The following is a 21,288-nucleotide window of genomic DNA, read 5'->3' on the forward strand; positions in this document are numbered from 1 at the left end:
TTATCGCCAGACCATCCTTATATGTGGGTGCTCAGAGGCACAGGATACCGTTCGGTCTTGAGGCGACAGGGAATAAGGTTGCCGGGGCATAATCTCTCCCACGGGCTTGGAAGCACCAGGGCCAGGGGATGCTCACCGGCAACCTCCCGATGATCAGTCGGGGATCTTCCCCGCACTGGCGGGGAAGTTCAAGACATAAGGGTCAGGGTGAGGGTAGATTTACAGCGACTGGTGGCGGGTTTCTTTACTCAGCAGCAGCGCGATCAGCGTCAGCGCAGACATCGCCGCCAGATACACGCCGACGTAGAACAGGCCGTAGTTAGCCTGCAGCCAGGTCGCGATATACGGTGCGACGGAAGCGCCGAGAATGGACGCGACGTTGTAGGAGAAAGAGGCGCCGGTGTAACGCACTTCCGTCGGGAACATCTCCGGCAGCAGCGCGCCCATCGGGCCAAAGGTCAGCCCCATCAGGCTCAGGCCGATCAGCAGGTAGGCCATCACCAGCGCCTGGCTGCCTGAACCCAGCAGCGGCGGGAAGACGAACAGCGCAAACAGAATCATCAGGCTGGTTATTACAATCATGCTCTTGCGGCGGCCAAAGGCATCCGCCAGGTAGCCCGCAATCGGCACCATCACGCCAAAGCCAATCACCGCCATCATCAGCATCCACAGCACGTCATTGCGTGAGAAGCCGAGGCCTGCCGGGACCGGCGCGGTACTGAAGGTCATGGAGTAGACCGTCATGATGTAGAACAGCGTATAGGTTGCCAGCATGATGAAGGTGCCGAGGATGGTCGCCTTCAGGTGTTTGGTCAGCAGCGTACCCATCGGCACTTTAACCTGCTTCCCGGCTTTAGCAATCTTCGCGAATACTGGCGTTTCATGCAGCGAAACACGGACATAAAGCCCAATAATGACCAGAACCGCCGAAAGAATAAACGGCACACGCCAGCCCCAGGACATGAACTGCTCGTCGGTCAACAGCCAGGAGAGCAGCAGGAAGGTGCCGTTGGCGAAGAAGAAGCCGATAGGCGCACCCAGCTGCGGGAACGAGCCATACAGCGCGCGCTTGCGCGGCGGGGCGTTTTCCGTAGCCAATAGCGCCGCGCCGCCCCATTCACCGCCCAGGCCAAGACCCTGCCCAAAACGGGCCAGCGCCAGCAGCATCGGGGCAAAAATACCGATGGAGGCATAACCCGGCAGCAGGCCGATGACGACGGTTGAAATCCCCATCGTTAGCAGAGAAGCAACCAGCGTCACTTTGCGGCCAACGCGGTCGCCGAAGTGGCCGAACAGCGCCGAGCCAATCGGGCGGGCGACAAAAGCGATAGCGAAAGTGGCGAGAGACTGTAGCGTGGCGGCCGTCGGGTCACCCTGCGGGAAGAAGATGTGTGGGAATACGATCACCGCCGCGGTGGCATAGATATAGAAGTCGAAGAACTCGATGGCCGTGCCGACCAGCGAAGCGACAACGACTTTTCCGCGTGAGTTTACGGGCGTGGCGTCAGCCCCGGTATCGAGAGTTGTGGCAACGGATGCTTGCATAGTTTTTTCTTATTTATGGCGAACGAAAGTCCATTTACGCATAGCAAAAGAAGCATTTCAACGCGCCACGGCGGGCGGCTAAGCTCAAAAAACAGGCATTAAGTGAATAATTTTTAAGCCTGCGCGTAAGCTTCTATGAAATGCTTCACAAAATTTCCAAAATAGAGAATAAAACTGGTTTCAGGTTAAATAAAAGTTACCAGTTAGATTTATCTGCTAAGTTGGCCGGGTTGTCCCAGCGAGCGCAAAAACTTGCTGTCTCTCCGGACTGAAATTCCGGCAGGTGCGCCATTAATTTCTCCAGCGGCCAGTCCCACCAGGCGATGCGCTGCAGGCTTTCGGTGATTCCCTGCGGGAAGCGGCTGCGAATGGGTTTGGCTGGAACGCCACCGACGATGGTGTACGGCGGCACGTCTTTGCTGACCACCGCCCCGGCGGCAAGCACTGCGCCGTCGCCAACCGTTACGCCGGGCAGCACAATCACCCCGTGGCCAATCCACACGTCGTTACCAATCACCACCCGATCCTCACGGCGATGGGCAAAGAATGAAGTATCGCGGCCAACGCCGGGCGCGTAATACTCCGGGCAGTAGGTAAAGCGGTGCTGTGACGGGCGATCCATCGGGTGATTGGGCGCGCCAAGGCGGACGTGGTTGGCGATAGCGGTGAATTTACCGATAACGCTATCCGCCACGCAGCAGTGTTCGCCGAGGTAGGAGAAGTCACCGAGGATGCTGTATTCCAGCACGCTGTTGGCGAGTATTTCGCACTGTTCGCCGAGGGTGGTTTCACGCAGGCGAACGCTGGGGTCAACAAAGGTTTTCTGGAGTTTGGGTGCGGCGGCGGTTGTCATGGCATGTTCTCTGGTCGGAGGTTTAGACAAGTGGGCCTGCTAACCCGAAGGTCGGCAGGCCACCTATCCTGACCGGAAAACATGACAGGATTATTTATGCGTTTTGCCGGGCATTCTCGGGTCGTCTTTGTATTCTGCGGTGGCAATCCAGGCCGCGCAGAACAGCGTGAGGCGAGCGAAGAAGTAGAAGAAAGCCATCAGCCCCAGCACCGAACCAAAAGCGGCGCCGGAAGGCGAGCTGACCAGTTTTGGCAGGCTGTAGGTCATGATGATTTTGATCACCTCAAAACCGATAGCCGCAATCATTGTGCCGCGAATAAGCGCCTTGCGACGCGGGCGGTGACGCGGCAGTCGCCAGAAGATCCAGAAGAACAGCAGGTAGTTAGCAAAAATCGAAATCGCCAGGCCGACAAAGTGCCAGGCCGGTTTTAGCCACTCGATGTCGCCCAGGTGGAGGAGGCCTATCAGCAGCGTCTGGGCCGAACCGGAAATCGAGGTAATCGACAGGGTGACGATCAGCGCAATCAGCAGGCCAATCAATGAAATAAAGTCACGCAGATATTTAATCCAGAATTTTTCCTGATCCTGCGGGCTGCGTTCCCATTTATCCCGCGACTGGGCGCGCACCGCTTCACGCAGGTTGCCCATCCAGTTAATGCCGGAGTAGAGGGCAATGAGCAGCCCGACCAGGCCAACGGTGGTGCGCTGCTGAACCGCAGTGTTGATGGTGTTTTTAAGCGTGGCGGCAAGCGTTGGGTCGCTGACGTTCTCAAGGATTTTGGCAAAAATGTCTTCGAGCAGCGTGGGGTGCGAGGCAAGCACGTAGCCGCCCGCCGCGAAGGCCACCATCATGATGGGGATCAGCGACAGAAACGAGAAGTAGGTAATGGCGGCACCAAACTGGTTTCCCAGACGGTCATTAAAGCGTTCGGCCGCACGCAGCAGGTGAGCAATCATCGGCTGTCTGACCGTTTTGTTGACCGCGGATATGGTGCTGTTCACCGCGGCGTTGCTGGTTTTAAGCTTCACCAGCGGTTCGTTCTCTGCGGGGTCGCTTTGAGCTTCATCCTGCTGAGTCTCGATAGGTATAACAGGCTCGTATTCGAGCTCGTTGGTTGGGCGTTTTTCACGGTTATCCGGCGTCGTCATCGGGTCAATTTTCCTTTTGCAGTGGCAGGATCTTAAGGAAATTATAGCCATAACGCTAATCTACATAGGCTTTGAGTACGCCGGTTAGCCATTCCATAAACAAATGTACCCGCCGGGAGAGGTTGCGGCGATGCGGATAAAGCAGCGAAATCGGCATCGGCTCGGCGCGGTACTGCGGTAGAATCTCCACGAGGCTACCTTCTTTTAGCTGGGCTTTCACGCCCACGCGTGGGACCTGGATAATACCCAGCCCGGCAGCGCAGGCCGCCTGGTAAGTTTCCGTGCTGTTGACGGTAATCAGGCCGCCGGTTTTCACCCACTGCGTTGTTTTATCCAGCCAGACTTCAAAGCCCTGCGGGCGAGTGCCGAGGTTTTGGGCGTAATGCACCAGCGCGTGCGAAGCCAGATCGTCCAGGTTTTCAGGGTAGCCAAAGCGGCTGAGGTAGTCCGGGCTGGCGCAGTTGATCATGGTAAATTTTCCCAGCGGTCTGGCCACCAGACCCGAGTCTTTGAGGTGGCCCACGCGTACCACGCAGTCAAACCCTTCCCGGACAACATCTACCATTCTGTCGCTGCTGCTAAGCTCCAGCTCTATGCCCGGATACTGCTGCAGAAATCCCGGCAGTTTAGGAATAATCAGGCCGCGCGCCAGCGTGACGGGCATATCGACCCTGATTCGCCCGCTGACGCTGGCAGGATCGTGCTGGAACAGGCCATCCAGCTCGTCGAGATTGGTTAGCAGGTCCCGGCAGCGTTCGTAATAAACCATGCCGTCCTGGGTGAGCTGAACCCGGCGCGTGGTGCGGTGCAGCAGGCGTGTTCCGAGCGAGGTTTCCAGCGCCTGAACCTGGCGCGAAACGCTGCCCTTCGGCAGCCCAAGGGTGTCTGCGGCGCGGGTAAAACTCTCCAGCTCGGCGACTCTCACGAAAAGCTGCATTGCATGTATTTTATCCATCTTATCACCGCATTGTTGTTTGAATTGAAACAGTGAGGCGCATCTGGCCGTATTTATTGATTTTGTATCAGCTAATAAGCTGTACCTCAATGACCTGACAGCCAAATAAGAGGTTTATCATGAATCAACGTATCGCTTTAGTGACCGGCGGCAGCCGTGGATTAGGTAAAAACGCAGCGCTGAAGCTGGCTGCAAGAGGAATCGGTATTCTTCTGACTTACAACAGTAAGCAGCAGGAAGCCGAAGATGTTGTGCGTGAAATTGAGCAAAAAGGCGTAAAAGCCGCAGCAATACAGCTGAATGTCGGCGATTCCTCTACCTTTGCGGAGTTCGTTGAGCAGGTGATAGAGACGCTGAATAACGTCTGGCAGCGAGATACGTTTGATTATTTATTGAACAATGCGGGGATCGGTCTTGAAGCGTCGTTTGCCGAGACCAGCGAAGCGCAGTTCGATGAAATAATGAACATCCATTTGAAAGGGCCTTTTTTCCTGACCCAGCGCCTTCTGCCGCTGATTAAAGACGGCGGGCGCATTCTGAATGTGTCCACCGGCCTGACCCGTTTCTCGCTGCCGGGTAAAGCCGCCTACGCTACGATGAAAGGGGCGATGGAAGTGCTGACTAAGTATCAGGCCAAAGAGCTGGGCTCACGCGGGATTGCGGTGAATATCATCGCGCCGGGCGCTATTGCCACCGATTTTAGCGGCGGTATCGTGCGGGATAACGAGCATGTGTCGAAAGCTATCGCCGCACAAACCGCGCTGGGGCGAGTAGGGCAGCCGGATGATATCGGCGATGCGATTGCGGCGATCCTCAGCGATGAGACCGGCTGGATGAATGCGCAGCGGATTGAAGTGTCCGGCGGGATGTTCCTTTAGTTTTTTGACCGTTCCCGGCAGGTGACCCTCACCCTAACCCTCTCCCTAAAAGGGAGAGGGGATTAAAAAAACCTACGCCGTAATCACCCAACCGCGTGCTTTCCACAAGCCCGGTAACTCGGCCAAATCGGTAAACGTCGTCACCTTTGGATGATCGATCGGTTTGTTATGCGGATCGGCACAGAAATAAAACACCTCCATTCCCGCCGCAATGCCCGATTGCGCACCAGCCATAGAATCATCCACCAGAATGCAGTGCTCCACCCCAACCTTCATCTGTTCTGCCGCGTGGAACATCAGAGCCGGGTCTGGCTTCCAGCGCTGAATGTCGTAGCCGCTGTACAGCGTCTCCGGGAAGTAGGCGAGCATCCCGGTTTTGCCGAGAGAATGCTGCATCTTGCTGACCGGGCCGTTGGACACCACGCACATCGGCTTTTTGATTTGCGCCAGCAGGGTGTTCGCCCCGGCGATTTCCTGAAGCTCGCTGTCGAACAGACGGGCGACTTCGGCTCGGTAAATCGCCTCAAGTTCTGGCTTCGGCAGGCTGGTGCCGTACTCGGCGTTGATTGTGTCGATAATTTCGTAGAGTTTGACGCCTTTAAAGGTCTTGAAGACATCTTCGAGCGCAAGCTGAATGCCGTATTGCGCAAACATATGCACGTAGGCTTTGGAGCAGATGACCTCGCTGTCGACCAGCGTTCCATCGCAGTCAAAAAACACCGCTTCTATCCGGGACATGCCATTTCCTTTCTCTCTGGTTTAACGTTTACTCTATGCTTTTTGCGCAACGCAATCGATCCCGTGGCGGTAATTTCAGCGAAAAAAGTGGATGATTTCCGTTATCCCCTGCCATTTTTGGTATAGGATAGCGGCGTATTTTTTCCTCTTTTAGTTCGGAAACCGATAATGAGCCAACCACAGTCCACTCCGGAAACAACCCCGGGGCTGCTCGAACGCGCGTTCAAATTACGCGAACACGGTACTAACGCCCGCACCGAGGTGATCGCCGGGTTCACTACCTTCCTGACGATGGTGTATATCGTTTTTGTTAACCCACAGATCCTCGGCGCGGCCGGCATGGATACTCAGGCGGTATTCGTCACCACCTGCCTGATTGCGGCCTTTGGCAGCATCCTGATGGGCATTTTCGCCAACCTGCCCGTTGCGCTGGCACCGGCAATGGGCCTGAACGCTTTCTTCGCGTTCGTGGTGGTCGGTGCGATGGGAATTTCCTGGCAAGTCGGGATGGGCGCGATTTTCTGGGGCGCCGTTGGCCTGCTGTTGCTGACCATCTTCCGCGTTCGCTACTGGATGATTGCGAATATTCCGCTTGGCCTGCGCGTAGGCATCACCAGCGGTATCGGCCTGTTTATCGGCATGATGGGGCTGAAAAACGCCGGGATCATCGTGGCCAATAAAGAGACGCTGGTCAGCATCGGGAACCTGACTTCCCACAGCGTGCTGCTTGGCGCGCTGGGCTTCTTTATCATCGCGATTCTTGCTTCCCGTAACATCCACGCGGCCGTGCTGGTCTCCATCGTGGTGACCACGCTGCTGGGCTGGCTGCTGGGCGACGTGCAGTATCACGGCATCGTTTCTGCGCCACCCAGCGTGAGCAGCGTTGTGGGGCAGGTTGATCTGGCAGGCTCCCTGAATCTGGGCCTGGCGGGCGTTATCTTCTCCTTCATGCTGGTCAACCTGTTTGACTCCTCCGGCACCCTGATTGGCGTGACGGATAAAGCTGGGCTAACCGATGCGAAGGGCAAATTCCCGCGCATGAAGCAGGCGCTGTTCGTGGACAGTATCTCATCCGTGACCGGCTCTTTCTTTGGCACCTCTTCGGTTACCGCCTACATCGAAAGCTCTTCCGGCGTTTCCGTCGGTGGCCGCACCGGGCTGACCGCTATCGTGGTTGGCCTGCTGTTCCTGCTGGTTATCTTCCTGTCACCGCTGGCGGGCATGGTGCCGGCATACGCGGCCGCTGGTGCGCTGATTTATGTTGGCGTCCTGATGACCTCAAGCCTGGCCCGTGTGAAGTGGGATGACCTGACCGAAGCCGTTCCGGCGTTTGTTACCGCCGTGATGATGCCGTTCAGCTTCTCGATTACCGAAGGTATCGCTCTCGGCTTTATTTCCTACTGCGTCATGAAGCTGGGTACCGGCCGCTGGCGCGAGCTGAGTCCGTGCGTCGTCATCGTCGCGCTGCTGTTTGTGCTGAAAATCGTGTTTGTTGATTAAAGCGACAGCAGAAATAAAAACGCCAGTCATGCGACTGGCGTTTTTTTTGGCCCGGAATCAGGCTTTCACGCGCTTGATATAATCGCCAAAGGCGGTGAGCTGCCCGGTCAGATGGTCAAGCGTGCTTTGATCGACCACTTCGCCGCTCTGTGGGTCAACTTTGTTCTGGATAACGCCGCCCATAAACTCCGGCTTGTTCATCACCATCGCGTCGAGGAAGACGAGGATTTGGCGCAGGTGATACTGGCAGCGTGCGCCGCCGATGGCGCCCATGGAGCTGGTTTGAATCAGCACAGGCTTGCCGGCCAGCGGCTGCTCAGGCAGGCGGGAGAGCCAGTCAATGGCGTTTTTCAGGCCGCCCGGCACCGAATAGTTGTATTCCGGCGTGACAATCACCACGCCGTCCGCCTGGCGAATCTGCCCGGCAATGGCTTCTACGCTCTGAGGGAAACCTTCTTCCTGCTGAATGTCGGCATCGTACAGCGGAATGTCACCGATGGACGGCAGGGCATCTATCTGCATACCTGCCGGGGCAATGTTCGGCAGCGTGCGGGCGACCATTGCGTTAAATGAACCCTTACGCAGGCTCCCCAGTAAAGTCACTATCTTCAACGAATCAGACATTGGTACTCCTTTATGCGTCAGGACGTTCGGGAAAATGTGTTATGCGGCGTAGCTGCCTCTGATGATATACCCGTCAGGCGAATGATGCGCGCCTGAGCGCTGCGGCTGCGTGCTTCTGCGTCCGGCAGGGCGTTCCAGCCCTGCTGCCCGTCAAACTCCCACAGCTTCAGACGTTCAACGCCCGGTGCTACGGCACAGCCCCAGATAAGGATATCTTCAGCGTCGCTGATAGCCTCAATATGCGGCTCGTTTGTGACGCGCAGACGACCAGAGCCCGGCAATAATTGTAGCGTGTTCAGGCTGGTCTGGGGGTTGTCGGTAAGCTTCAGGACGCTACGGCGCAGGGTATGCAGCTGGGTGCGGGCTTCGTTGGGATCGTTTTGATTGTTGATCCAGGTGATTTCGCTACTGCTTGACTGAGACGGCGGCACCACAGGGGACGGAGCCTGAAAGCTGCGGCGAAGCTCCATGTCCAGACCGCAGCGTCCTTCGGTGGCCAGCAGCACACCCACCATGTTACCGGCATAGGCGAGGCTGAAATCCGGCAGCTCGGCGTCGGCAAAGCGCGGGCGTCCGGCGGTGGAGGTGATAATTTGCGGCAGGCGTTGGGTGCCGTACAGCATAAACATCATCTCGGCGACCAGCGTCCGTGACGCGAGATAGCGCGTGCGGCGGTGTTCCGGCATCAGGCTGGCTGCGTTAAGGGTATCGTCGTTCAGTCGGGGTGAAGTGAGGTTGGGAGGGTTCAGAGCCCATCTTGCAAAATGCGTCGCCATTTGTCGCTCCTTGATAATGGTCAGTCGATGTCATGCCGTTTCGGGTGGCTGAAACAGCGCTCCGCTTCCGATCCTGAACGTCGTCAGGCATCGAATAGTAATCTCAGGTTTAGGGCGTTGTCATTGACGCTCTTCAATAGAGTGACCTATTTTTTGAGCAATATATTATATATTCAATCCTGGGAGAATTCTTAGTGGTTTGCGTCAGTGAAACACTTAAAAATATTGCTCAAAAGACAGGCTATTGAAATGATGAAGTATTTTGAAATTGAGGAAAACGCCCCGCATTCTGAAGTGTGACGCGGGGCGGCCGAGAAGTGTTATTTCCCGATACAGAAGCTCGAGAAGATGCGCCCTAACAGATCGTCAGAGCTGAATTCACCGGTAATTTCACTTAAGTTCTGCTGGGCCAGGCGCAGCTCTTCAGCCAGCAGTTCACCGGCCCAGGCACCCAGCAGCTGGGCTTTACCCTGCTGCAGGTGTTCAGCGGCTTGCTCCAGCGCCTGCAGATGACGGCGACGGGCGAGGAAGCCACCTTCCATGTTGGTTTCAAAGCCCATGCTCTCTTTCAGATGCGCGCGCAGCACGTCCACACCTTCCCCGGTACGGGCGGAAAGCCGAACAAGTGAGTGACCATTTACTTCGCTCAGGCCAAGCGTCTCGCCGGTCACGTCAGCTTTATTGCGCACCACGGTAATCGGCAAACGCTCCGGCAGACGAGCGATAAAATCTGGCCAGATGGCGGCCGGGTCAACGGCGTCGGTGGTGGTGCCGTCGACCATAAACAGCACGCGATCCGCCTGCTCAATCTCTTGCCAGGCACGTTCAATCCCGATGCGTTCGACTTCGTCGCTGGCTTCGCGCAGGCCTGCGGTATCGATGATATGCAGCGGCATGCCGTCGATATGGATATGCTCGCGCAGCACGTCACGCGTGGTGCCGGCTATGTCGGTAACGATAGCGGCCTCGCGCCCGGCCAGCGCGTTCAGCAGGCTGGATTTGCCAGCGTTAGGACGCCCGGCGATAACCACCTTCATGCCTTCGCGCAGCAGGCTGCCCTGACGAGCTTCGGCGCGCACCGCATCGAGGTCGCCAATGACCCGATGCAGCTGGGCTTCGATTTTACCGTCAGAGAGGAAGTCGATCTCTTCGTCCGGGAAGTCGATAGCCGCTTCCACGTAGATGCGCAGGTGAGTCAGCGCTTCCACCAGATGGTTAATCCGTGCGGAGAAAGCGCCCTGAAGCGAGTTGAGCGCCGAGCGGGCGGCCTGCTCAGAGCTGGCGTCGATCAGGTCGGCAATCGCTTCTGCCTGTGCCAGGTCGAGCTTATCGTTCAGAAACGCGCGTTCAGAAAACTCACCGGGCCTGGCGATACGCAGGCCAGGCAGCGTCAGGATGCGTTTTAACAGCAGGTCGAGGATAACCGGGCCGCCGTGCCCCTGCAGCTCAAGCACGTCCTCGCCGGTGAAGGAGTTCGGGCCAGGGAACCACAGCGCAATACCCTGATCCAGCGCGCTGCCGTCGGCGTCGCGGAAAGGAAGGTAGTCCGCGTAGCGCGGTTTCGGCAGTTTGCCGAGGACAGCTTCTGCGACCTCACGCGCCTGGCGGCCGGAAATACGCAGAATCCCTACGCCACCGCGCCCCGGCGGAGTAGCCTGGGCAATAATCGTGTCATGATTGCTCATCGTTTATCTCAGACCTTGAATCAAAAAGAAAAAGGCGGTCAATAGACCGCCTTTCGTAAGCTGTAAGCTAAATCTTATCAGGTCTTTTTCTTGTCGCGGCTATGCAGGCCACGCTTTTCCAGACCGCGATAAATCAGCTGCTGCTGAAGGATGGTCACCAGGTTGCTGACGATATAGTACAGCACCAGACCTGACGGGAACCACAGGAAGAACACGGTGAAGATGACCGGCATAAAGGTCATTATCTTCTGCTGCATCGGGTCGGTTACGGTGGTCGGCGACATCTTCTGGATGAAGAACATCGTGGCGCCCATCAGAATCGGCAGGATGTAGTACGGGTCCTGTGCAGACAGGTCATGGATCCACAGTGCGAACGGCGCATGGCGCAGCTCAACGGAGCCCATCAGCATGTAGTACAGCGCCAGGAAGATTGGCATCTGGATGATCAGCGGGAAGCAGCCGCCCAGCGGGTTAACCTTCTCAGCTTTGTACAGCGCCATCATTTCCTGGCTCATACGCTGCTTGTCGTCACCGATACGCTCACGCATGGCCGCCAGTTTTGGCTGCAGCATACGCATTTTGGCCATCGAGGTGTACTGCGCTTTGGTCAGCGGGTACATGATGCCACGAACGATAAAGGTGATAACGATAATGGAGAAGCCCCAGTTACCGATGAAGCTGTGGATAAATTTCAGCAGCTTAAACAGCGGCTGAGAGATGAACCACAGCCAGCCGTAATCCACGGTCAGGTCAAGGTGTGGCGCAACGGCCGCCATTTTGTCCTGAATCTCCGGACCTACCCACAGGGTGCTGCCCATCTGAGCCGTCTGGCCAGGCTGAACGATCTGCGAGGCAGACTTATAGCCAATTGCCGCCACGTCGTTGTTCAGCTTGGTGGTATAGAAGTTGTTCGCGCCCTGAGTGTGTGGCACCCATGCGGTAGCAAAGTACTGCTGCAGCATTGCCACCCAGCCGCTGTTGGCGCTGAGGTTCAGGTTCTCGCCGTCGGCAATCTTGTCGAACTTGTATTTTTCGTACTTCGCATCCGGCGTGGAGTAGGCCGCACCACGGAAGGTGTGCAGCGCAAAGTTGCTGCTGCCGGTATCACGATGAGTAGGCAGGTTGATGGACTGCTTCAGCTGACCAAAGGTCGCCAGCTCCAGCGGCTTCTCGCCCACGTTCTTCACGTTGTAGTCGACACCCACGGAGAACTCACCGCGTTTCAGGGTGAAGGTCTTGGTGAAGGTGTTGCCTGCCGCGTCGGTAAACGTCAGCGGAACAACCAGCTCGTTCTGGCCTTCAGCCAGCGCGAAGGTATCGGCGGTGACGTTATACAGAGGACGTTCACCGTTCGCCGGGTTATCCGGGCCATCACGACCGGTCAGGCCGCTCTGCGCCTGGTAGATAAATTCAGGCGTGGTTTCCAGCAGCTGGAAAGGCTCTGCGGATTTCAACTCTTTCGGGTAGGTTGGCAACAGCGCTTGTTCTACATCACCACCGCGGGTGTTGATGGTCAGTTCAAGAACGTCAGTTTTAACCGTAATGAGTTTTCCCTGGCCACTGGCCGGCACACCCTGGTTAGCGGCGTTACCCTGGCTGTTCGTGGTCTGCGTGGTCTGCTGCACCTGAGGTTGAGGAGCGTGGTCCTGCTCCCAGGCTTGCCAGATCATGAAAGACACGAACAACAAAGCGATGAGAAAAAGATTGCGTTGCGAATCCATCGTTAGTGTTCTCTGGTATCAAAAGGTCCGGGCGGAACGGGATCGTCTCCACCGGGGTTCAAAGGGTGGCATTTTAGTACGCGTTTCATCGTTAACCAACTGCCTTTTAACACTCCAAACCTGCGTAAGGCCTCAATTCCGTAGTGAGAACAGGTTGGGGTGAAACGACAATGCGGCCCGAGAAGCGGACTAATCAGGCGTTGATAGACCCTGATGAGGGCTATCAGGACCCGTGAGCCTGGCGACAATGGCGGCGCCATAACTTTTCCAATGCTTCCGATAAAGCCCGGTTATCCAGGTCGGCAACCCCTTTTTTCGCTACTACCACGAAATCCATTGGTGGCAGTTCGTGTTGACGCAGACGGAAGCTTTCACGCGTCAGACGTTTAATCCGATTGCGTTCATGGGCGCGTTTAACGTTTTTCTTAGCGACGGTGAGACCGATGCGGGGATGCCCCAGCGTATTCAGGCGGCCGAGGATGGTGATTTGCGGCGTGCCAGCCCGTTGAGGCTGCTGGAAGACGAATGTGAAATGATGGGGAGTTAACAAACGTAACTCCCTGGGAAAAGCTAGCTTAACCACGCAGGGGTTAGCTTTTATTACTTAGAAACGGTCAGACGGGAGCGGCCTTTAGCACGACGACGTGCCAGAACCTGACGACCATTTTTAGTAGCCATACGAGCACGGAAGCCGTGAGAACGGTTGCGCTTCAGTACGGACGGTTGAAAAGTGCGTTTCATGGCGATTTCTACCTAAACTATTAAATTTCACTGGATTTGCGTAATGCCCTACAGGGTCTGCGAACGACTTACGCTTCAGTGTGGCTGATTAAAGAGGCCGGATTGTAATAATTGTACACTCCGGAGTCAATTCAATTCCCTTACTGCTGCGCCCTTTTTGACCCCGAAAAGAGGCCCGGATCTCCGCTGAAGTACAGCGGCATTACGCGACGGGTGGAGAATTATACGGGCTTGCGGCGAAAGCGCAAGGATCCGCACGGATCTTCATCAGATCCCTTTAGCGATATTTGTGCGCTAGTCATTAAATTTTCCAATATGAGACGGTTATACACTGCACGTGTGCCAGGATCGATTACACTTAACCCGCTCAAAACTTCCCTGTGGATAATTCGTGAAGAATCTGTGAGAAACAGAAGATCTCTGCCGCGCTTTAGGCTATGATCCGCGGTCCCGATCGTGATCCAGCCTTCACCGGGGAAACCGCAAATAGCGGTTCGCGCGCCTCCCACAGCCTGAGAGCGCGTGTCAACAATCATGAATGTATAACTTTCAGTCTTCGTCTTTTTATCGACTTTGTTCGAGTGGAGTCCGCCGTGTCACTTTCGCTTTGGCAGCAGTGTCTTGCCCGATTGCAGGATGAGTTACCAGCCACAGAATTCAGTATGTGGATACGCCCCCTACAGGCGGAACTGAGCGATAACACGCTGGCTTTGTACGCGCCTAATCGTTTTGTGCTCGACTGGGTGCGTGATAAGTACCTTAATAATATCAATGGACTGCTCAATGATTTCTGCGGCACCGACGCGCCTTTGCTGCGCTTCGAAGTCGGCAGTAAGCCCGTGACTCAGCCCGTTGCCGAACTGGCAACTACTGCGGCACCTGCTCAGGTTGCGCGCGCTGCGGCGCCGATGCGCCCAAGCTGGGATAACATGCCTGCGCCCGCTGAGCCGTCCTACCGTTCTAACGTTAACCTGAAACACACTTTTGATAACTTCGTTGAAGGTAAATCGAACCAGCTGGCCCGCGCAGCGGCACGGCAGGTGGCCGATAACCCAGGCGGCGCGTATAACCCACTCTTCCTTTATGGCGGCACCGGTTTAGGTAAAACGCACCTTTTACATGCGGTGGGTAACGGCATCATGGCGCGCAAGCCGAATGCCAAAGTGGTGTACATGCACTCTGAGCGTTTTGTTCAGGACATGGTTAAAGCGTTGCAGAACAACGCCATCGAAGAGTTCAAACGCTACTACCGCTCGGTGGATGCGCTGCTTATCGATGACATTCAGTTTTTTGCCAATAAAGAACGTTCTCAGGAAGAGTTTTTCCACACCTTTAATGCCCTGCTGGAAGGCAATCAACAGATCATTCTGACGTCGGATCGCTATCCAAAAGAGATCAACGGCGTTGAGGATCGTTTGAAATCCCGTTTCGGCTGGGGGCTGACGGTGGCGATCGAACCACCAGAACTTGAAACGCGTGTGGCGATCCTGATGAAAAAGGCCGACGAGAACGATATCCGTCTGCCGGGCGAAGTGGCCTTCTTTATTGCCAAGCGACTGCGCTCTAACGTCCGCGAGCTGGAAGGGGCGCTGAACCGCGTAATCGCCAACGCCAACTTTACCGGCCGGGCAATTACCATCGACTTCGTTCGTGAAGCGCTGCGCGATCTGCTGGCGCTTCAGGAGAAGCTGGTCACCATCGATAATATTCAGAAAACGGTGGCCGAGTATTATAAAATTAAGGTCGCTGATCTGCTGTCCAAGCGTCGCTCTCGTTCCGTTGCCCGTCCGCGCCAGATGGCGATGGCGCTGGCAAAAGAGCTGACCAACCATAGCCTGCCGGAAATTGGCGATGCTTTTGGTGGACGCGACCACACCACGGTTTTGCATGCCTGCCGTAAGATTGAGCAGTTGCGTGAAGAAAGCCACGATATCAAAGAAGATTTCTCCAATTTAATCAGAACATTATCTTCGTGACGCTATGAAATTTACCGTTGAACGTGAACATTTATTAAAACCGCTACAGCAGGTAAGTGGCCCCCTCGGAGGCCGCCCGACCCTGCCTATCCTGGGCAACCTGCTGCTGCAGGTGGCTGAAGGTGCACTCTCTTTAACCGGTACCGATCTGGAAATGGAGATGGTGGCGCGCGTGGCGCTGGTACAGCCTCATGAACCTGGGGCAACGACCGTACCGGCACGTAAATTCTTCGATATCTGCCGTGGCCTGCCGGAAGGGGCTGAAATTGCGGTACAGCTGGAGGGCGACCGCATGCTGGTGCGCTCCGGGCGTAGCCGCTTTTCGCTTTCCACGCTGCCGGCGGCGGACTTCCCTAACCTGGACGACTGGCAGAGCGAGGTAGAATTTACCCTGCCGCAGGCGACCATGAAGCGCCTGATAGAAGCCACGCAGTTCTCGATGGCGCATCAGGACGTTCGCTATTACCTGAACGGCATGCTGTTCGAAACCGAAGGTGAAGACCTGCGTACCGTCGCAACGGACGGCCACCGCCTGGCGGTCTGTTCGATGCCGGTTGGGCAGCCTTTGCCAAATCATTCGGTCATCGTGCCGCGTAAAGGCGTGATTGAGCTGATGCGTATGCTCGACGGCGGAGAAACCCCGCTGCGCGTGCAGATTGGCAGCAATAACATTCGCGCTCACGTCGGTGACTTCATCTTCACCTCTAAACTGGTGGACGGCCGCTTCCCGGACTATCGTCGCGTGCTGCCGAAGAACCCGGATAAACACCTCGATGCAGGCTGTGACCTGCTGAAACAGGCGTTTGCCCGGGCGGCTATTTTGTCGAACGAGAAATTCCGTGGCGTGCGCCTGTTCGTCAGCGCAAACCAGCTGAAAATCACGGCAAACAACCCGGAGCAGGAAGAAGCAGAAGAAATTCTGGACGTTTCCTACGACGGTACCGAGATGGAAATCGGCTTCAATGTCAGCTATGTGCTGGACGTGCTGAACGCCCTGAAGTGTGAGAACGTCCGCATCCTGCTGACCGACTCCGTTTCCAGCGTGCAGATTGAAGACGCGGCCAGCCAGGCGGCGGCCTATGTTGTTATGCCAATGAGACTGTAGATGTCACTTACGCGTTTGCTGATTAAAGACTTTCGCAACATCGAAAACGCGGATCTCGCTCTTTCTCCTGGCTTTAATTTTCTGGTCGGTGCTAACGGCAGCGGCAAAACCAGCGTGCTTGAGGCGATTTACACCCTCGGGCACGGCCGCGCTTTTCGCAGCCTGAAAATTGAACGCGTGATCCGCCATGAGCAGAACGCTTTTGTTTTGCACGGGCGGCTGCAGGACGGTGAAAGGGAAACCTCAATCGGCCTGTCCAAAGACCGCACCGGCGACAGCAAAGTGCGCATTGACGGCAGCGACGGCCACAAAATCGCCGACCTGGCGATGATGATGCCGATGCAGCTGATTACCCCGGAGGGGTTTACTTTGCTCGGCGGCGGCCCCAAATACCGTAGAGCTTTCCTTGATTGGGGCTGTTTTCACAATGAACCAGGCTTTTTTATTGCCTGGAGTAACCTCAAACGCCTGCTGAAGCAACGCAACGCCGCGCTGCGCCAGGTGACACGCTACGCACAGCTGCGCCCGTGGGATCAGGAACTGATTCCGCTGGCCGAGCAGATCAGCCGCTGGCGCGCCGATTATAGCGCCGCCATTGCGGAAGATATGGCCGATACCTGTGCGCAATTTCTGCCGGAATTCGCTCTGAGCTTTTCCTTCCAGCGCGGCTGGGAGAAAGAGAGCGACTACAGCGAAGTGCTGGAGCGTAATTTCGAACGCGACCGGATGCTGACCTATACCGCACACGGCCCTCATAAAGCGGATTTTCGTATTCGCGCCGACGGTGCGCCGGTAGAAGACACGCTCTCGCGCGGGCAGCTTAAATTACTGATGTGCGCCTTACGACTGGCGCAGGGTGAGTTTCTCACCCGGCAGAACGGGCGGCGTTGCCTGTATCTGATAGATGATTTTGCCTCTGAACTGGATGATGCCAGGCGCGGCCTGTTGGCCAGCCGGTTAAAGGCCACGGAATCACAGGTTTTTGTTAGCGCGATCAGCGCCGAACATGTGATGGATATGGCGGACAAAAATTCAAAGATGTTCGCCGTGGATCAGGGTAAAATAGCGGATTAACCCAAGATTAAATGAGCGAGAAACGTTGATGTCGAATTCTTATGACTCCTCCAGTATCAAAGTCCTTAAGGGGCTGGATGCGGTACGTAAACGCCCGGGCATGTATATCGGCGATACGGATGACGGCACCGGTCTGCACCACATGGTATTTGAGGTCGTGGATAACGCTATCGACGAAGCGCTCGCGGGCCACTGTAAAGACATCGTGGTCACTATCCACGCGGATAACTCCGTTTCGGTAACCGATGACGGCCGTGGTATTCCAACCGGCATTCACCCGGAAGAGGGCGTCTCGGCTGCGGAAGTTATCATGACCGTACTGCACGCCGGCGGTAAATTCGACGATAACTCCTATAAAGTTTCTGGCGGCCTGCACGGCGTAGGCGTTTCCGTTGTTAACGCCCTGTCACAGAAGCTGGAACTGTTGATTCGCCGCGAAGGCAAAACTCATCAGCAAACCTACGTGCACGGCGTGCCGCAGGCTCCGCTGGCGGTCACCGGCGAAACCGAACTGACCGGCACCCAGGTGCGTTTCTGGCCGAGCCATGAAACCTTCACCAACGTGGTGGAATTTGAGTACGACATCCTGGCTAAGCGCCTGCGTGAGCTTTCGTTCCTGAACTCCGGCGTGTCTATTCGCCTGAACGACAAGCGCGACGGCAAGCAGGATCACTTCCACTACGAAGGCGGCATCAAGGCGTTTGTTGAGTACCTCAACAAGAACAAAACGCCTATTCACCCGAACGTGTTCTATTTCAGCACTGAAAAAGACGGTATCGGCGTAGAAGTGGCGCTGCAGTGGAACGACGGTTTCCAGGAAAACATCTACTGCTTCACCAACAACATTCCTCAGCGCGACGGCGGGACTCACCTTGCGGGCTTCCGTGCGGCGATGACCCGTACCCTGAACGCCTACATGGACAAAGAAGGCTACAGCAAAAAAGCCAAAGTCAGCGCCACCGGTGACGATGCGCGTGAAGGCCTGATTGCCGTGGTTTCCGTGAAGGTGCCGGATCCGAAGTTCTCTTCCCAGACCAAAGACAAACTGGTTTCTTCGGAAGTGAAATCCGCGGTTGAGCAGCAGATGAACGAACTGCTGGCCGAATACCTGCTTGAACATCCTGGCGATGCGAAAATCGTTGTCGGCAAAATTATCGACGCTGCTCGTGCTCGTGAAGCTGCTCGTCGCGCACGTGAAATGACCCGCCGTAAAGGCGCGCTTGATCTTGCTGGCCTGCCGGGCAAGCTGGCGGACTGCCAGGAACGCGACCCGGCGCTGTCTGAACTGTACCTTGTGGAAGGGGACTCTGCGGGCGGCTCTGCAAAACAGGGGCGTAACCGTAAGAACCAGGCGATCCTGCCGCTGAAAGGGAAAATCCTGAACGTTGAGAAGGCGCGCTTCGACAAGATGCTCTCCTCTCAGGAAGTGGCGACGCTTATCACCGCTCTGGGCTGCGGCATCGGCCGTGACGAATACAACCCGGACAAGCTGCGCTATCACCACATCATCATCATGACCGATGCCGACGTGGATGGTTCGCACATCCGCACCCTGCTGCTGACCTTCTTCTACCGTCAGATGCCGGAAATCGTTGAGCGCGGCCACATCTACATTGCGCAGCCGCCGCTGTACAAAGTGAAGAAAGGCAAGCAGGAGCAGTACATCAAAGACGATGAGGCGATGGATCAGTATCAGATCTCCATCGCGCTTGACGGCGCAACCCTGCATACCAACGCAAGTGCACCTGCTCTGGCCGGTGAGCCGCTTGAGAAGCTGGTGGCCGAGTACAACACCGCGCAGAAAATGATTGGCCGCATGGAGCGTCGTTATCCGCGCAACCTGCTGAACAACCTGGTTTATCACCCAACGCTGCAGGCGGCTGACCTGATCGATGAAGCGAAAGTGACGCAGTGGATTTCTGCGCTGACTACCACGCTGAACGAGAAAGAGGAGCACGGCAGCACCTGGAAATACGCTATCCACCGCAACAGCGAGCTGAACGTGTTTGAGCCGATTGTGCGCGTGCGTACTCACGGCGTGGACACCGACTACGTGCTGGAAAAAGAGTTTGTTGAAGGGGGCGAATACGGCCGTCTTTGCTCACTCGGTGAGAAGCTGCGTGGCCTGATCGAAGAAGATGCGTTTATCGAACGTGGCGAACGTCGTCAGCCGGTAACCAGCTTCGAGCAGGCGCTGGAATGGCTGCAGAAAGAGTCCCGTCGTGGCCTGGCTATCCAGCGTTATAAAGGTCTGGGCGAGATGAACCCGGAGCAGCTGTGGGAAACCACCATGGATCCGGACAGCCGCCGCATGCTGCGCGTTACCGTTAAAGACGCGATTGCTGCAGACCAGCTGTTCACCACCCTGATGGGCGATGCGGTAGAACCACGCCGTGCGTTTATCGAAGAGAACGCCCTGAAGGCTGCGAACATCGATATCTAATATTGAACGTCAGCGATTAAGAAGGCCGTGCTTTTAGCACGGCTTTTTTTATGGGCGCTATACTTTGCGTTGTCGAATTTCTACATCACAGAGGGAAACACCATGGGGCTTTTTGATCAGGTTGCGGGCTCGCTGTTAAACGGCGACGCCGGTAAATATCAGGCCATTCTAAGCTGGGTAGAACAGCAGGGCGGTATTCAGGCGCTGTTGGACAAGCTGCGCCAGGGGGGCTTAAGCGAAATCGTCTCCTCGTGGCTGAGCAGCAACGGGACAAATCAGTCGCTGAGCGGCGACCAGATAACCCAGGCGCTGGGTTCACCGTCCGTTGCGGCGCTGGGGGAAAAACTGGGCGTGGATGCCGGCTCGGCTTCCGCTTTACTGGCGGAATACCTGCCGAAGGTGATCGACGCGCTGTCGCCAAACGGCGAAGTCACGCCGGAAGCCCATAATGACCTGCTCAGTGCGGGTGTTAACTTACTGAAAGGTAAGCTTTTTAGCTGACCTTTTTGTTGGCCCCGGCTTTATGTCCGGGGCTTTTAAAAGAGGAGTTTGCCCGCCGCCTCTGATCCCCCTTTTCCCCGGAGTTTGCTGCTGTTTTTTGAGCGGAATCGCGTTAGCATGAGGTAAATCCATTACCTCTGAAGATCCCATGGCCATAAAACTGATTGCAATTGATATGGATGGCACGCTGCTGCTGCCAGACCACACCATCTCCCCGGCGGTAAAACAGGCCGTTGCGGCGGCACGTGAACGCGGCGTGAACGTCGTTATCTGTACCGGTCGTCCGTTTGCTGGCGTTGAAAGCTATCTGCGCGAGCTGCATATGGATAAGCCCGGCGACTACTGCATCACCTACAACGGCGCGCTGGTGCAGAAAGCCAGCGACGGCAGCACGGTTGCCCAGACGGCGCTGAGCTATGACGACTATCGTTACCTGGAAAATCTGTCCCGCGAAGTCGGCTCGCACTTCCACGCGCTTGATCGCCACACGCTGTATACCGCAAACCGCGATATCAGCTATTACACGGTGCATGAATCCTTTATCGCCAGCATTCCTCTGATGTTCTGCGAAGCGGAAAACATGGATAAAAACGGCGAGTTCCTGAAGGTCATGATGATTGATGAGCCGGCCATCCTCGACAAGGCCATCGCCAAAATTCCTGCTGAAGTTTTTGAACGCTACACGCTGCTGAAAAGCTCGCCTTACTTCCTGGAAATTCTCGATAAGCGCGTCAACAAAGGCACCGGCGTGAAGTCACTGGCCGAGAAGCTGGGCATTAAGCCTGAAGAAGTGATGACCATCGGCGATCAGGAAAACGACATCGCGATGCTGGAATATGCTGGCATGGGCGTGGCGATGGACAACGCTATCGACAAAGTAAAAGCCGTCAGCAACTTTGTCACCAAATCCAACCTGGAGGACGGCGTTGCCTACGCTATCGAGAAGTTTGTGCTGAATTAAGCCCTTCTTCTCTCTCCTGCTGCCCTGGCTCTGCCGGGGTTTTTTTTATCCTTTCATTCAGTA

20 protein-coding genes are annotated in these 21,288 nt (G+C 56.1%); 8 read left to right on the forward strand and 12 right to left on the reverse strand.

Annotation, left to right across the window (positions count from 1 at the left end; all coding sequences use genetic code 11):
• Positions 1 to 219: 219 nt before the first annotated feature.
• The 4 genes from ACE38U_RS16230 to ACE38U_RS16245 all read right to left on the reverse strand — a co-directional run bounded on the left by ACE38U_RS16230 (position 220) and on the right by ACE38U_RS16245 (position 4,502).
• A complete protein-coding gene (locus ACE38U_RS16230; protein WP_038477550.1) occupies positions 220 to 1,545 on the reverse strand; it encodes an MFS transporter in 1,326 nt (441 codons plus the stop codon).
• Between the two features lie 196 nt (positions 1,546 to 1,741).
• Positions 1,742 to 2,398, reverse strand: coding sequence for a DapH/DapD/GlmU-related protein (locus ACE38U_RS16235; protein WP_038477553.1), 657 nt, complete (start codon positions 2,396 to 2,398; stop codon positions 1,742 to 1,744).
• Positions 2,399 to 2,488: 90 nt separating this feature from the next.
• Positions 2,489 to 3,547, reverse strand: coding sequence for an inner membrane protein YhjD (gene yhjD / locus ACE38U_RS16240; protein WP_038477556.1), 1,059 nt, complete (start codon positions 3,545 to 3,547; stop codon positions 2,489 to 2,491).
• A 55-nt stretch (positions 3,548 to 3,602) separates the two neighbouring features.
• Positions 3,603 to 4,502, reverse strand: a complete 900-nt coding sequence (locus ACE38U_RS16245) for a LysR family transcriptional regulator (protein ID WP_038477559.1) — start codon at positions 4,500 to 4,502, stop codon at positions 3,603 to 3,605.
• 119 nt (positions 4,503 to 4,621) lie between these two features.
• On the opposite strand from ACE38U_RS16245, the gene ACE38U_RS16250 reads away from it, so the two are divergent.
• On the forward strand, positions 4,622 to 5,380 hold the full coding sequence (locus ACE38U_RS16250; RefSeq protein WP_038477562.1) for an SDR family NAD(P)-dependent oxidoreductase: 759 nt from the start codon (positions 4,622 to 4,624) through the stop codon (positions 5,378 to 5,380).
• Between the two features lie 72 nt (positions 5,381 to 5,452).
• Here ACE38U_RS16250 and yieH read toward each other — a convergent pair whose 3' ends face one another.
• The gene (gene yieH / locus ACE38U_RS16255; protein WP_375530136.1) at positions 5,453 to 6,118 is read right to left on the reverse strand and encodes a 6-phosphogluconate phosphatase; all 666 of its coding nucleotides are present in this window, start codon (positions 6,116 to 6,118) and stop codon (positions 5,453 to 5,455) included.
• A 168-nt stretch (positions 6,119 to 6,286) separates the two neighbouring features.
• On the opposite strand from yieH, the gene ACE38U_RS16260 reads away from it, so the two are divergent.
• The gene (locus ACE38U_RS16260) at positions 6,287 to 7,618 is read left to right on the forward strand and encodes an NCS2 family permease (protein ID WP_038477568.1); all 1,332 of its coding nucleotides are present in this window, start codon (positions 6,287 to 6,289) and stop codon (positions 7,616 to 7,618) included.
• Positions 7,619 to 7,675: 57 nt separating this feature from the next.
• Here ACE38U_RS16260 and ACE38U_RS16265 read toward each other — a convergent pair whose 3' ends face one another.
• The 7 genes from ACE38U_RS16265 to rpmH all read right to left on the reverse strand — a co-directional run bounded on the left by ACE38U_RS16265 (position 7,676) and on the right by rpmH (position 13,165).
• Positions 7,676 to 8,242 (reverse strand): NADPH-dependent FMN reductase, encoded by a 567-nt coding sequence (locus tag ACE38U_RS16265; protein WP_176981277.1) that lies wholly within the window; start codon positions 8,240 to 8,242, stop codon positions 7,676 to 7,678.
• Between the two features lie 17 nt (positions 8,243 to 8,259).
• Entirely contained in the window at positions 8,260 to 9,018 is a 759-nt protein-coding gene (locus ACE38U_RS16270) for a 4'-phosphopantetheinyl transferase family protein (RefSeq protein WP_375530137.1), read from the reverse strand.
• A gap of 320 nt (positions 9,019 to 9,338) precedes the next feature.
• Complete coding sequence (gene mnmE, locus ACE38U_RS16275) at positions 9,339 to 10,703, reverse strand: tRNA uridine-5-carboxymethylaminomethyl(34) synthesis GTPase MnmE (RefSeq protein WP_375530138.1); 1,365 nt, start codon at positions 10,701 to 10,703, stop codon at positions 9,339 to 9,341.
• Between the two features lie 77 nt (positions 10,704 to 10,780).
• Entirely contained in the window at positions 10,781 to 12,424 is a 1,644-nt protein-coding gene (gene yidC / locus ACE38U_RS16280) for a membrane protein insertase YidC (RefSeq protein ID WP_038477577.1), read from the reverse strand.
• Between the two features lie 2 nt (positions 12,425 to 12,426).
• On the reverse strand, positions 12,427 to 12,684 hold the full coding sequence (gene yidD / locus ACE38U_RS16285; RefSeq protein ID WP_071530513.1) for a membrane protein insertion efficiency factor YidD: 258 nt from the start codon (positions 12,682 to 12,684) through the stop codon (positions 12,427 to 12,429).
• Positions 12,648 to 13,007 carry a ribonuclease P protein component gene (gene rnpA / locus ACE38U_RS16290; protein WP_071842958.1) on the reverse strand — a complete coding sequence of 120 codons (360 nt, stop codon included), beginning with the start codon at positions 13,005 to 13,007 and terminating at the stop codon, positions 12,648 to 12,650. The genes yidD and rnpA overlap by 37 nt, the downstream gene beginning before the upstream one ends.
• Positions 13,008 to 13,024: 17 nt before the next feature.
• Positions 13,025 to 13,165, reverse strand: a complete 141-nt coding sequence (gene rpmH / locus ACE38U_RS16295; RefSeq protein ID WP_003849659.1) for a 50S ribosomal protein L34 — start codon at positions 13,163 to 13,165, stop codon at positions 13,025 to 13,027.
• Positions 13,166 to 13,758: 593 nt separating this feature from the next.
• On the opposite strand from rpmH, the gene dnaA reads away from it, so the two are divergent.
• The 6 genes from dnaA (at position 13,759) to yidA (ending at position 21,225) form a co-directional block, all read left to right on the forward strand.
• Positions 13,759 to 15,141 carry a chromosomal replication initiator protein DnaA gene (gene dnaA / locus ACE38U_RS16300; RefSeq protein WP_038483077.1) on the forward strand — a complete coding sequence of 461 codons (1,383 nt, stop codon included), beginning with the start codon at positions 13,759 to 13,761 and terminating at the stop codon, positions 15,139 to 15,141.
• Positions 15,142 to 15,145: 4 nt separating this feature from the next.
• Complete coding sequence (gene dnaN / locus ACE38U_RS16305; RefSeq protein ID WP_038477583.1) at positions 15,146 to 16,246, forward strand: DNA polymerase III subunit beta; 1,101 nt, start codon at positions 15,146 to 15,148, stop codon at positions 16,244 to 16,246.
• Positions 16,247 to 17,320 carry a DNA replication/repair protein RecF gene (recF, locus tag ACE38U_RS16310; protein ID WP_375530139.1) on the forward strand — a complete coding sequence of 358 codons (1,074 nt, stop codon included), beginning with the start codon at positions 16,247 to 16,249 and terminating at the stop codon, positions 17,318 to 17,320.
• A gap of 28 nt (positions 17,321 to 17,348) precedes the next feature.
• Positions 17,349 to 19,763 carry a DNA topoisomerase (ATP-hydrolyzing) subunit B gene (gyrB, locus tag ACE38U_RS16315; protein ID WP_176981274.1) on the forward strand — a complete coding sequence of 805 codons (2,415 nt, stop codon included), beginning with the start codon at positions 17,349 to 17,351 and terminating at the stop codon, positions 19,761 to 19,763.
• Between the two features lie 102 nt (positions 19,764 to 19,865).
• Positions 19,866 to 20,264 (forward strand): YidB family protein, encoded by a 399-nt coding sequence (locus tag ACE38U_RS16320; RefSeq protein ID WP_176981273.1) that lies wholly within the window; start codon positions 19,866 to 19,868, stop codon positions 20,262 to 20,264.
• Between the two features lie 148 nt (positions 20,265 to 20,412).
• The gene (yidA, locus tag ACE38U_RS16325) at positions 20,413 to 21,225 is read left to right on the forward strand and encodes a sugar-phosphatase (protein ID WP_038477595.1); all 813 of its coding nucleotides are present in this window, start codon (positions 20,413 to 20,415) and stop codon (positions 21,223 to 21,225) included.
• Positions 21,226 to 21,288: the final 63 nt, after the last annotated feature.

Origin of the sequence: Cedecea selenatireducens (genome assembly GCF_042138895.1) — a bacterium.
GTDB classification, from domain to species: domain Bacteria; phylum Pseudomonadota; class Gammaproteobacteria; order Enterobacterales; family Enterobacteriaceae; genus Cedecea; species Cedecea selenatireducens.

Coding starts and splice junctions, on each gene's coding strand:
- mnmE (WP_375530138.1), bottom strand. CDS start 10,703: ATGAGCAATCATGACACGATTATTGCCCAGGCTACTCCGCCGGGGCGC.
- yidA (WP_038477595.1), top strand. CDS start 20,413: ATGGCCATAAAACTGATTGCAATTGATATGGATGGCACGCTGCTGCTG.
- dnaN (WP_038477583.1), top strand. CDS start 15,146: ATGAAATTTACCGTTGAACGTGAACATTTATTAAAACCGCTACAGCAG.
- ACE38U_RS16270 (WP_375530137.1), bottom strand. CDS start 9,018: ATGGCGACGCATTTTGCAAGATGGGCTCTGAACCCTCCCAACCTCACT.
- ACE38U_RS16235 (WP_038477553.1), bottom strand. CDS start 2,398: ATGACAACCGCCGCCGCACCCAAACTCCAGAAAACCTTTGTTGACCCC.
- ACE38U_RS16230 (WP_038477550.1), bottom strand. CDS start 1,545: ATGCAAGCATCCGTTGCCACAACTCTCGATACCGGGGCTGACGCCACG.
- rpmH (WP_003849659.1), bottom strand. CDS start 13,165: ATGAAACGCACTTTTCAACCGTCCGTACTGAAGCGCAACCGTTCTCAC.
- ACE38U_RS16250 (WP_038477562.1), top strand. CDS start 4,622: ATGAATCAACGTATCGCTTTAGTGACCGGCGGCAGCCGTGGATTAGGT.
- recF (WP_375530139.1), top strand. CDS start 16,247: ATGTCACTTACGCGTTTGCTGATTAAAGACTTTCGCAACATCGAAAAC.
- ACE38U_RS16260 (WP_038477568.1), top strand. CDS start 6,287: ATGAGCCAACCACAGTCCACTCCGGAAACAACCCCGGGGCTGCTCGAA.
- gyrB (WP_176981274.1), top strand. CDS start 17,349: ATGTCGAATTCTTATGACTCCTCCAGTATCAAAGTCCTTAAGGGGCTG.
- yidC (WP_038477577.1), bottom strand. CDS start 12,424: ATGGATTCGCAACGCAATCTTTTTCTCATCGCTTTGTTGTTCGTGTCT.
- ACE38U_RS16245 (WP_038477559.1), bottom strand. CDS start 4,502: ATGGATAAAATACATGCAATGCAGCTTTTCGTGAGAGTCGCCGAGCTG.
- ACE38U_RS16265 (WP_176981277.1), bottom strand. CDS start 8,242: ATGTCTGATTCGTTGAAGATAGTGACTTTACTGGGGAGCCTGCGTAAG.
- yidD (WP_071530513.1), bottom strand. CDS start 12,684: ATGGCGCCGCCATTGTCGCCAGGCTCACGGGTCCTGATAGCCCTCATC.
- ACE38U_RS16320 (WP_176981273.1), top strand. CDS start 19,866: ATGGGGCTTTTTGATCAGGTTGCGGGCTCGCTGTTAAACGGCGACGCC.
- yieH (WP_375530136.1), bottom strand. CDS start 6,118: ATGTCCCGGATAGAAGCGGTGTTTTTTGACTGCGATGGAACGCTGGTC.
- yhjD (WP_038477556.1), bottom strand. CDS start 3,547: ATGACGACGCCGGATAACCGTGAAAAACGCCCAACCAACGAGCTCGAA.